Here is a 10,532-nt window from a genome sequence, read left to right as displayed (position 1 = left end):
GACGCTGGACGCCGAACGGGGCGTCGTCTACGAGGAGGCCGTCGGCCGCGAGGACATCTCGGCCGCCGATCGGGAGCACTAGACGAAGGAGAATCTTTGTAGTTATGCACTACGGACTAATTACAGGTGCCTTTGACCAATTGATCTCGATATTAATCTCGTTATCTCAGAGCCTATTCTCGATTCGCAGTCTCTCCCTTCTGAAAATTTGAATCTACCTAGGTAAAAGTAAAATCGTATTCGGACAGAAATGAGCAAACTATTCTATATATGCGCAATATACTCCTAGCACGTACGATTATCGCTCTTGAATAGCCCGATATATAGGCATAATGGATGTTTGGAGTCGTTAGAATTATTTGCTAGAAAGTTGTTGTAGTAGCTAGTGGAACACCTCGACGAGATCTCCATCGAGGAACTGCAAGATGCTCTCGACAACGTGGAGGGAAAGAAGCCAACTGAACGGTTGTTAGCGGCTATCGCATACAAGAACGGTGTCGCGCAAGATGAGCTAGCCGAGTGGTACGGCGTTCACCAGAAAACAATCTACAATTGGCTCAAGCGACTCGACACCGACGAGTCGCTTGAGAACGCCGTCTCTAATATTCATCGTTCTGGTAGAAATCGAAAAATTTCAGAATTACATCAGCAAGAGTTCGAAGAAACCGTCCACAACCCACCGAAAGAAACCGGGATCGACGCGCCGGCGTGGACGCCGGTGCTCGTCCGGCAGTTTCTCGACGAAACGTACGGCGTTGAGTACTCACTCCCGAGTTGCCGGCGGTTGCTGAAAGAAGCAGGGTTAAGCTATCAGAAACCACGCCGCTCAGACGCTGAAGCTGATGAAGACGAACAAGAGGAGTTTCACGATGAGCTCAAAAAAAGCAGCGGGAGATGGACGCCACCGTAGTCTGTATCGACCAAACGAAGAAACCCGTGTAGGTTGAGCCGCGTGTCGCGTGGTTTCCGCGCGGCACGCGACTCTCTGTCGAACTATCCGGACAGCGCGATTGGACGTGTTTGTTGGGCGCGATCACTGAGGACGGTGATCGCTTTTTCTCCCAATTCGAAGAGTACGTGGCCGCTGAACATGCGAAACATTTCATTCTTGTATTATGTAAATAATTCTAATATGTTTTGCTCGTCGTACTGGACGGAGCGCCGTACTTCCAGGCGTCGGCCGTCACGGACCTGGCGGCCCGTGACGACCTCGCCTTCGTCACGCTTCCATCATACTCACCGAAAATTAAATCCGGTCGAGGAGTGCTGGAGACAGATACAAACCGCTCTGAGCAACCACTTTTTTGATTCACTCGACGAGCTGACAACGGCGATCGACACCGCTCTCCAACAGCTTTCGGTGCCTGAGATACGCAATTACTTCTAACTAGTACTATAGCGCAATTGTGACTCCGATGACCCAAGCCGTCTGAACGAACACGGCGACTGGTAGCAATACCAAGCTAAGGACCAAGTAGTATACCGGTAAGTGGAGCGTTTTCCGGTGACCGACGTACAGGTCGAAGTCCGAGAAGACACCACCGAAAAGGCCACTCAAAAGGAATACACTGGCAAATTCCGGAAACGCAAACGAAACCGGTACCGCGATCGAAAAACCCGACCAGAGCGTGTGTCGGAAGCATCATCTGAATAGAAACAAAGGAAAGGCGGCTGTTTGAGCATACCGGTTTGTTAATAGAGAACATGGAACGTTCTCATATGATTGGATGCTGACTGTGCGCCCTGTATCGACCGATTCTACTCTCTCACTTTGACCCCTCTCTGTGCGAGATACGTGCGCTGTATTCAGCGAGGCTGATCAGCCATATCACTAATCGAGGGCTTCAGGAACCCACGTCTGATCGTCGGCGGGAACGACTGTTTCCACACCAGCTCACCAGTCTATTAATAGAAATCTGGTCTCAGCGGGGGTAACTGCTCGTCATCGCCACCAACCATCGGTAGCGCGCGGGGGCAGAAAAACGGTCCGTTCCCGATCCGGCGGTGCGAACGAGTCTATCGGGCTCGGTTCGAATCGAGTAACTCCCGGGCGATGGCGCTCTTTCGGTGTGAAACCAGAAGGTGGGTGTAGACGTCGGTCTGACTGTCCGCGCGGTGCGAGCAGAGCGGGCAGTCGATAGGTTGCTTCGAGCGACTCTCGGAGCCCGACTGGGACGAGCTTGCACACATACATCTGGTTAATATACTGATATGTATAAATGTGTTACGAGCGTCACACTTCGGTGTGGATGGGCGATCCCTTGAGCTGGGTTCCGACAACGCCCGCCGTCCGTCGGGATATCCGTGACTCCCAAAGACTATATAGATAACATAGAAACTATCTATGTCTGGTGTGGTGAAGTCCGGTCTGACTCACCCGTGTCTCATACCGACGGTCCCGAGACGAGCCACCCCCGGATCGAAGCCGCCCTCGGCGTGGTCGAGCGCGAAATCGAGTGCGTCGAGGCCGAACTGACGGCGTTCAGGCGCTTCCGGTCGCGCGTCAGCTCCGTCGAACCGGCCTCGCCGGGGTCCGGCGGCGTCGACGCGACGGGCGGCGGCGCGTCGTCGATGCTGGCGACGGCGACGAAGCCCGACGCCGGCCTGCGGGCCGTCCGGTCGGCCTACCGCGAGACGGTGATGGACGTGCCGCACTTCGAGGCCGAGTACGACGACACGCTCGAAGCGAACGTGGCCGTGGAATTCGGCGCGGACCTCGCCGCGCAGATCGTCGACGGGACGCGGCTGACGCCGCAGGTGTACGAGGCCGTGCTGGCCGCGAGCGAGCGGGCGCAGGACGAGCGCGAGACCATGCTCCCGGTGCTCGAACGCGAGCGCGACTCGCTGGCGACGGTCCGGGAGCGCCTCGACGACTGCGAGCGCCGGGCGGTCGTCCTCGGGGAGAACGCCCGACGGACGGTCGATTCGACGCGCCTGTCGGCCATCGACGAGCGACTTGCCGACGCCGAAGCGGAGTGCGAGGCCGTCGCGGCCCGCCGCCAGCGCCGCCTCCACGACCGGTCGGCCGCCGCGCTCTCGGGAATCGACGAGACGAGTCTGACGCAGTACCTCTACGCCGACGAGGCGGTGACGTGTCCGGCGCTGGCCGACGTCGTCGCGTGTCTCGAGACGGTGCGGCGACAGCGGCGGTACTGCCTGAAGTAATCGCCGGGGAACCGCCGCAGACAGCGGTCGGGGACTGGGCGGACGAGTCGCCGTGATACGGGCCGGAGGGTTTGTGTGAGGCCGCTTACGACTGGGGCCGCGGTGCGGCTTTCTGGAGGGCACTTTCTGCGATGTTGCCGCCGTAGTCGGCGGTCCGCGACAGCGAGTCGACGACGAGGCCGAGCACCTGTGCGCTCTGGGGGTCGAACTCTCGGATCTCTCCGTCGACCTCGCGGGCGGTGTCGTCGACGGCGGGGATCCGGGCGCGGGCGTCGTTGGCGAGTTCGACCGCCTCGTCGGACTCCTCGGCCAGGAGCGCGTCCATCGCGGTCTCGGGCACGGCGAGGGCCTCCGATTCGAGGCGCTGGAGCAGGTCGGCGGTCTCGCCGGTGATCTCGCCGATCTCCAGCGAGAGGCTGGCGATCTTGGTGGCGTGGTCGGCGATGCGTTCGAGCTGGCGGGCACTCGATTGGAAGTCGAAGACCGTCTCGCGAGGGAAGCCGATCTCGTTGGCGGCGGTTGGATTCCGGAGGACGGTGCGGAAGACGCGCGAGACCATGTACCAGAGTCGGTCGACGTCGTCGTCCCGTTGCATCACGTCCTGTGCGAGGTCGTCGTCGTCCTCGATGAGGGCCTCGACGGCGTCGGAAAGCATGGTCAGCGAGACCAGGCGCATTCGCGTGATGGCGTTGTGGACCGACAGTTCCGAGGAGTCGAGCAGGTCCTGCAGGACGACGCGGTCCGTCGTCTCCTCGATCATCTCCAGGCCGACCAGCCCCTGGGTGGCGTCGCGGATGATGCGGCGCTGTTCGGCCGTGATGCGGGCGGCTTCGAGTTCGATGATGTCGAAGCCGCTGACGTACATCGTCATCACAGCGCGCGTGAGCTGGTGTTTGTCTTCGAGTCCGTCCACGTCGAGTGACCCCTCCACGCGGTCGTTGTCCTGCTTTGGCGCGAGCAACAGCAGGTCACGTTCGGCGTGGAACTCGACGACGCTACCGGCGCTCACGTCGTTCTCGGTCGCCCACTCCTTCGGGAGGGAGACGGTGTACGTCGATCCGCCGGTCACCTGCACCTTACGTGTCTCCATGTGACCGTCAATCACGCCCGGGGTGATATAAATCCACTCATATCTATATATTGTATTGGGGCGCTAATATTTGGGACAAAATAGCCGTTACTTCCGCCATCAATGGGAGATAATTGTCGGTAGTGGGTCGTTCCGAGACTATATCGGCCGGTCGATCCGGACCTCACCGATATTCACGATATAGTGGACTAGAGGTGCTCTGTGGGGCTAAAAATACCAATATTGTCGAGCGAGTTTGTGGGTGTTACACACGGTATTTCTATATAGTTCTACGCCATACAATAGAGGTATCTTAGCAGCTTACTTACTATCCTTCCCCGACCAGTCAGGTGATGGCGCACGACTCAGAGCGGCTGTCAGACCGGGTATCACGACGCAAGTTCATCGCGACAACGGGTGCGACCGGCGTCGCGGCCGTCGCCGGCTGTTCCAGCGGAAGCAGTTCGGACGGCGGTGCCAGCACGGACGCTGGCTCGGACGGCAGTGCGAGCACCGAGGCGCCGGCGACGGACACGGAGATGGAAGAGACCGCGAGCACCGACGAGGGCAGCAGTTCCATGGGCACCGGGCCGCTCGAATCCGGTGGCTCCTCGACGGTGTACCCCGTCGCCAACACGGCAGCCTCCTACTGGAACGCCAACCGTCCGGCCAGCGACACGGAGTACTGGCCCCACGGCGAGTACGACATCGACACCGAGATGAACCTCGCCGATTACTGGGCGAGCCTCTACGGCTTCGAGGCGGGCCAGGACGGCGACCCGCCGTTCCCCGTCTCCGTCGCGCTCTCGCACTCCGGGACCGGCGTCGAGAAGGTCATGAACGGCCAGCTCGACCTCGGGAACTCCAGCGGGAACGTCGAGGACGAACTCCCCGACCGCGACTCATACGACGACTTCATCGACCACGTCATCGCCGTCGACGGCCAGCCGCTCGTCGTCTCCCAGGAGATCGCCGACGCCGGCGTCGAGAAGATCACCGGCCAGCAGCTGAAGGACCTCTACAAGGGCCGACTCACCAACTGGAGCGAACTCGGCGGGCCGGACAAGGAGATCCAGGTCCTCGGTCGCGTCAAGGGCTCGGGGACGCGCACCTCGTTCGTCTCCAACGTCTTCGGCAACCCCGAGGAGGACACCACCGTCGCCAACCGCTACGGGCAGAACCAGCGCCTCGCCCAGGCTATCGCGCAGGCCGACAACGCGATCAGCTATCTCGCGCTCGCGTTCATCAACACGGACGGCCTCGCCCCCATCGCCCTCGAGTGGGAAGGCACCACGTACAAGTACAAGGACCCGCAGAACGGGCTGGACTCGAGGAAGTACCCGCTCTCGCGTGACCTCCACATGTACACGTGGCAGGGCACCTCGGAGAAGGAGAGCGCCTTCATCAACATGATCCTCTCGGCGTTCGGTCAGGAGACGTTCGTCGCCCCGAACAACTACTTCACCCTCGGCGAGCGGCGCCTGAAGGAAGAGCGGAACAAGCTGGCCGACCAGGCCTGAGCGACCGCGACTGGTCGTCAGTCGACCGATCGCCGACCGCGCCGGTCGATTTTCCATACTATGACAGACGAACTATCTACGACGGAGGGCGAGACGATGTCGGACGGAGTGTCGTTAGACGGCTCACTGCTCGCCGTCGGCGGCTCGGCGCTCACGCTGGTCGCGACGATTCTGGTGTTCCTGGTTCGGCCGGCGCTCGCGCTGCCGATGCTGCTGGCGTTCGCCTTTATCACCGCGCTGGGCTGGGTGACCTATCAGGCCGAAATCGCGCGGCTGTTGACCCTTGTCGCGACGATACTGACCGTATTGACAGTCGGTTTCATCACGTTCTTCCTGTTCGTGAGCGCCCTCCCGGCGTTTCTCGAACACGGGCTCGGGCTCCTCTTGATTCCCGTCCAGAACGGCGAGCCACGGTGGTTCTTCTGGCTCGAGGGCGCGCTCCCGACGGGCGAGACGTACTGGAACCCGCTCAGCGGGGCCTACTCGCTGATTCCGATGATCTGGGCGACGGTCGTCGTCACCATCATCGCGGGCGCGGTCGCCGGCCCGCTCGGCCTGTTCGGCGCGCTGTTCATCGCCGAGGTCGCAAGCGACCGACTGCGCGAGGTCATCAAACCGGGCGTCGAGATACTGGCCGGGATACCCTCGATCGTCTACGGGTTCATCGGCTTCCAGGTGCTGAACGGCTTCATCCAGACGAACTTCCTCGACGACGGCGCGAGCTTCCTCATCGCGGGCGTCGTCGTCGGCGTGATGGCGCTGCCGACGGTCGTCTCCGTCGGCGAGGACGCGCTGTCGAGTGTCCCCCAGTCGATGGGCGACGGCTCGGTCGCCATGGGCGCGACCGAGTGGCAGACGATGAAGAGCATCTCCATCCCGGCGGCGTTCTCGGGCATCTCCGCGGCCGTCATCCTCGGCCTCGGGCGGGCCATCGGCGAAACGATGGCCGTGGCCGCGATCATGGCCGCCGGGACGCAGTTCGCCGATCCGCTGTTCGACATCTTCGACGCGAACGTGACGCTGACGAGCCTCATCGCCACGCAGTACGGCAGCGCCTCCGAGAGCACCATCGACGTGCTGTTCGTCGCCGGCGTCATGCTGTTCGTCATCGTCGCCGGGATGAGCGTCGTCTCGCAGTTCATCGAGCAACGCATGCAGGAGAAACTGAAGGGGAACCAATGAGCGACGCCTACGCGACCACGGACCGACTCGTCAGCGCTGAATCGAACGTCTACGACCGGGGCCTCGACGCGACCATCGCGCTCAGCGTCGTCGGCTTCGCCCTGGGGATGGTGACGCTCGTCGGCCTCGTCCCGCTCGACGCCGGCGGGAGCGCGCTCACCGGGGCGTTCGCGACGCTGCTCGCGGTCGTCGTCGGCGCGGTCGGCATCTCCGGGCTCGCGTCCTACACCGGCGTCGCACCCATCACGTCACAACGCGTGCGGGGAATCGGCATCGGACTCGTCGTCAGCGCCGTCTCGCTGGCCGTCCTCGCGGTGGCCCTCCCGGTCACGATGGCGACGCTGCTCGGCGTCGTCCTGCTGGTCGAGGCGCTGGCGCTCGTCGCCGCCGGCGCCACTTCCCGGGCCGGCGTCGTCGACACGGAACCGAACATGAGCGCGGGCCTCCTCGCCGGGTCGGTCTTCGGCGCCGTCGGCCTCGCGTTCGGGACCGTCATCGGCGGGGCGCTCGTCGGGTTCGGCTCGCCGCTGTGGGCCGTCGTCGCGCTCGCCACCGGCGCGTTCCTGCTCGCCGTGACCGTCCTCCCGCGCGAGGACGTCGGCTCGACGGCGTCGCCCGCGCTCGTCGTGGCGACGCTCGGACTGGTCGTCGTCACGGGCGTCGTCGGCGTCGGCTGGCAGTGGAACCCCCAGACGCTCTCCGGTGGCTTCACCGGCAGCGCGGTCATCCCCGTCTTCCTCCTGTTCGGGACGCTGCTGTCGGCCTGGTCCGCGGCGAAGTGCCGCGCCGGGTTCGGCGCCCGCGGCCGCGAGTACGGCGCGTTCCTCGTCATCAACCTCAACGCCTTCCTCATGGTCGCCGTGATGGCGACCATCGTCCTGTTCGTGACCCTCAAGGGGGTCGGGTACGCCGTCCACGGCATCACGGTCGGCGCGCTGACCCTGCTGGTCGTGCTGTCGCCGGCGCTCGTCGGTGCGGTCCAGTTCGCCCGCTCCCCGGCCGGCACGAGCGACTGGAACACGGGCGTGCGACAGCTGTTCCGAGTCCTCCCGCTGGCGCTCGTCGGCTCGCTGGGCACCGTCCTCGCCGGCGTCTTGCTCACTGGATCGACGCTTCGATACGCCTTCACCTACGTCGTCCAGGTCAACCGAGCCGGCGAGACGATCGACACGGCCATCACGGTGACCCCGGACGCGACGGTCGGAACGCTCCTGTTGATCGCCCCGGCCCTCCTCCTCGCGGTCGCGTTCTTCCGCGCGTTCGGGTCGCTCCGGAGCGTCGGCACGCAGTCGGCTCGCACCGGATCGGTCCGGCAGGCCGTCCCGACGGCGATTCTCGGCCTCGTCGCGCTGATCGGTTGCTTCCTCGTGGTCGGCCCGAGTCCGTTCGGCCTGCCCCTCGGCGGCACGCTCGGCTTCGCCGCCGTCGTCGCGGGGACCCTCGCCGCGGGCGCGCTCGCCGTCCTCCCGCTGGCCGGCGTCCTGGCGAGTAACGGGTCGTCGCTCGCGGCCAGCGCGCAGGACGAGGCCCCGCTGTTCACGCTCGGCGTGTTCGGCGGGCTCGGCCTGCTGACCGCCGCGCTCGTCCTCCAGCCCGTCGCCGCCGTCAATCCGCTGGTGGGGCCGGTAAACCTCGTCCCCGCGGTCGCGCTGCTTGGCGCGGTCGCCTCCCTCGCCGTCGCGGTGCTGACGACCGCCGCGCGACGGGGGAGCGAGGAGACGATCACCCGACGGCTGCTCGCCGAAGAGACGCGCCTCGGGCTGGTCGGCGCGGCGGGCTTCACCGCGCTGGTGGGACTGCACGTCGCCGTCACCGGCGTCTCGTTCACCGTCCTCGGCGTCTCGGTCGCGAACGAAGGCAGCCTCTCGTGGCCGATGGTGATGCAGGCGTACATCCCGCTCGGCCTCGAACCGGGCGGCATCATGCCAGCCATCGTCGGCACGGTGTGGCTGGTCGTCGGGGCGACGCTGTTCGCCGTGCCACTCGGGCTCGGCGCGGCCGTGTTCCTGACCGAGTACGCCGAACAGGGCCGGTTCACCGCGCTGGTCGAGATCGCGACCAACGCGCTCTGGTCCACCCCGAGCATCGTCTTCGGCCTGTTCGGCGCGGCCTTCCTCATCCCACGCCTCGGCGGCGACGAGTCGCTGCTGGCCGGGATGCTCGTGCTGGGATTCATGCTCCTGCCGCTCGTGCTCATCACCTCTCGCGAGGCGATCAAGTCGGTCCCGAACGAGTACCGCGACGCCAGCACGGCGCTGGGCGTGACCCAGTGGGAGACGATCAAGAGCGTCGTCCTGCCGGCGGCGATGCCCGGCGTCATCACCGGCGTCATCCTCGGCGTCGGCCGCATCGCGGGCGAGACGGCCCCGCTCATCCTCGTCCTGGGATCGACGCTCAACGCGACCAACGCCGTCGACGTCGTCGGCGGCTTCCGCTTCGTCGCGCGGCCGCCGTTCGTCGTCAACGACGCCCTGCTGACGGCCTCGGCGTCGCTTCCGACCCAGGTGTGGGCCGTCATCGCGGCGGGGGTGTCCGGGTCGCCGCAGATGGGCTGGGCGACGGCGTTCATCCTGCTGATGGTCGTGCTGACGTTCTACGCCGTCGGCATCACCGCGCGGACCTACTTCCGGAGGAAACTCGACTATGAGTGACAGCATCAACACCGAGACGAGCACCGACGCACAGGCGAGTACCGGCACACAGGCGAGCACCGACGGCGAGTCGCCCGGCATCCAGACGACCGCCGGCGAGAGCGAAGAGCGGGTCCGCGAGGAGTGGACGCAGTACCAGTTCGACGGCGCTGCGAAGCTCTCCGTCGAGGACCTGAACGTCTGGTACGGCGACGACCACGCGCTCAAGGACGTCTCGATGGAGATCCCCGAGAACAGCGTCACGGCCCTCATCGGCCCCTCGGGCTGTGGCAAGTCGACGTACCTGCGGTGTCTCAACCGCATGAACGACCGGATCAAGGCCGCGCGCGTCGACGGCTCGGTCGAACTCGAAGGGACCGAGATCTACGACTCGAACGCCAACCTCGTCGAACTGCGCAAGCGCATCGGCATGGTGTTCCAGTCGCCCAACCCCTTCCCGAAGTCCATCCGGGAGAACATCTCCTACGGCCCGCGCAAGCACGGCGACATCAACAAGGGCCTGCTCGCGCGCCTGTTCGGCCGCGACGACACCGAGGCCGAGGCCGAACTCGTCGAGCGCTCGCTGAAGCAGGCGGCGCTGTGGGACGAAGTGAGCGACCGCCTCGACGACAACGCGCTCGGGCTCTCAGGCGGGCAACAACAGCGCCTCTGTATCGCGCGATGTCTCGCGGTCGACCCCGAGGTCATCCTGATGGACGAGCCGGCCTCGGCGCTCGACCCCATCGCCACCTCGAAGATCGAGGACCTCGTCGAGGAGCTCTCGAAGGAGTACACGGTCGTCATCGTCACGCACAACATGCAACAGGCGGCCCGCATCTCCGACCAGACGGCCGTCTTCCTCACCGGCGGCGAACTGGTCGAGTACGACGACACCGACAAGATCTTCGAGAACCCCGAGAGCCAGCGCGTCGAGGACTACATCACCGGCAAGTTCGGGTGACACAG

The 10,532-nt window shown here is 64.3% G+C and carries 6 protein-coding genes and 1 pseudogene; 6 read left to right on the top strand and 1 reads right to left on the bottom strand.

Annotated features, from left to right (window positions below; translation table 11 throughout):
• The first annotated feature begins 385 nt into the window (after positions 1-385).
• Both GM656_RS16385 and GM656_RS16380 read left to right on the top strand, forming a co-directional pair.
• Positions 386-1,387: pseudogene (locus GM656_RS16385) on the top strand (IS630 family transposase).
• 992 nt (positions 1,388-2,379) lie between these two features.
• Positions 2,380-3,165 carry a DUF7260 family protein gene (locus GM656_RS16380; protein WP_162414754.1) on the top strand — a complete coding sequence of 262 codons (786 nt, stop codon included), beginning with the start codon at positions 2,380-2,382 and terminating at the stop codon, positions 3,163-3,165.
• Positions 3,166-3,250: 85 nt separating this feature from the next.
• On the opposite strand, the gene GM656_RS16375 is transcribed toward GM656_RS16380, so the two are convergent.
• Positions 3,251-4,255: a phosphate signaling complex PhoU family protein gene (locus GM656_RS16375; RefSeq protein ID WP_162414753.1), complete on the bottom strand. Its 1,005-nt coding sequence runs from the start codon at positions 4,253-4,255 to the stop codon at positions 3,251-3,253.
• A gap of 332 nt (positions 4,256-4,587) precedes the next feature.
• Between GM656_RS16375 and GM656_RS16370 the strand changes: the two genes are divergently transcribed.
• The 4 genes from GM656_RS16370 to pstB are packed head-to-tail and all read left to right on the top strand — an operon-like array spanning position 4,588 to position 10,527.
• The gene (locus tag GM656_RS16370) at positions 4,588-5,754 is read left to right on the top strand and encodes a substrate-binding domain-containing protein (protein ID WP_162414752.1); all 1,167 of its coding nucleotides are present in this window, start codon (positions 4,588-4,590) and stop codon (positions 5,752-5,754) included.
• A 60-nt stretch (positions 5,755-5,814) separates the two neighbouring features.
• Positions 5,815-6,936 (top strand): phosphate ABC transporter permease subunit PstC, encoded by a 1,122-nt coding sequence (gene pstC / locus GM656_RS16365; protein ID WP_162414751.1) that lies wholly within the window; start codon positions 5,815-5,817, stop codon positions 6,934-6,936.
• On the top strand, positions 6,933-9,587 hold the full coding sequence (gene pstA / locus GM656_RS16360; protein ID WP_162414750.1) for a phosphate ABC transporter permease PstA: 2,655 nt from the start codon (positions 6,933-6,935) through the stop codon (positions 9,585-9,587). Before pstC ends, pstA begins: the two co-directional genes overlap by 4 nt.
• Positions 9,580-10,527 carry a phosphate ABC transporter ATP-binding protein PstB gene (pstB, locus tag GM656_RS16355; RefSeq protein ID WP_162414749.1) on the top strand — a complete coding sequence of 316 codons (948 nt, stop codon included), beginning with the start codon at positions 9,580-9,582 and terminating at the stop codon, positions 10,525-10,527. Before pstA ends, pstB begins: the two co-directional genes overlap by 8 nt.
• Positions 10,528-10,532 lie beyond the last annotated feature (5 nt).

The sequence above is a fragment of the Haloarcula salina genome, assembly GCF_010119195.1.
GTDB classification, from domain to species: domain Archaea; phylum Halobacteriota; class Halobacteria; order Halobacteriales; family Haloarculaceae; genus Haloarcula; species Haloarcula salina.
This window is presented reverse-complemented; position numbering and strand designations above follow the sequence as displayed.

Excerpts from the sequence above, each read along its gene's own strand:
- GM656_RS16370 (WP_162414752.1), top strand. The coding sequence starts at position 4,588 with ATGGCGCACGACTCAGAGCGGCTGTCAGACCGGGTATCACGACGCAAG.
- pstC (WP_162414751.1), top strand. The coding sequence starts at position 5,815 with ATGACAGACGAACTATCTACGACGGAGGGCGAGACGATGTCGGACGGA.
- GM656_RS16375 (WP_162414753.1), bottom strand. The coding sequence starts at position 4,255 with ATGGAGACACGTAAGGTGCAGGTGACCGGCGGATCGACGTACACCGTC.
- pstA (WP_162414750.1), top strand. The coding sequence starts at position 6,933 with ATGAGCGACGCCTACGCGACCACGGACCGACTCGTCAGCGCTGAATCG.
- pstB (WP_162414749.1), top strand. The coding sequence starts at position 9,580 with ATGAGTGACAGCATCAACACCGAGACGAGCACCGACGCACAGGCGAGT.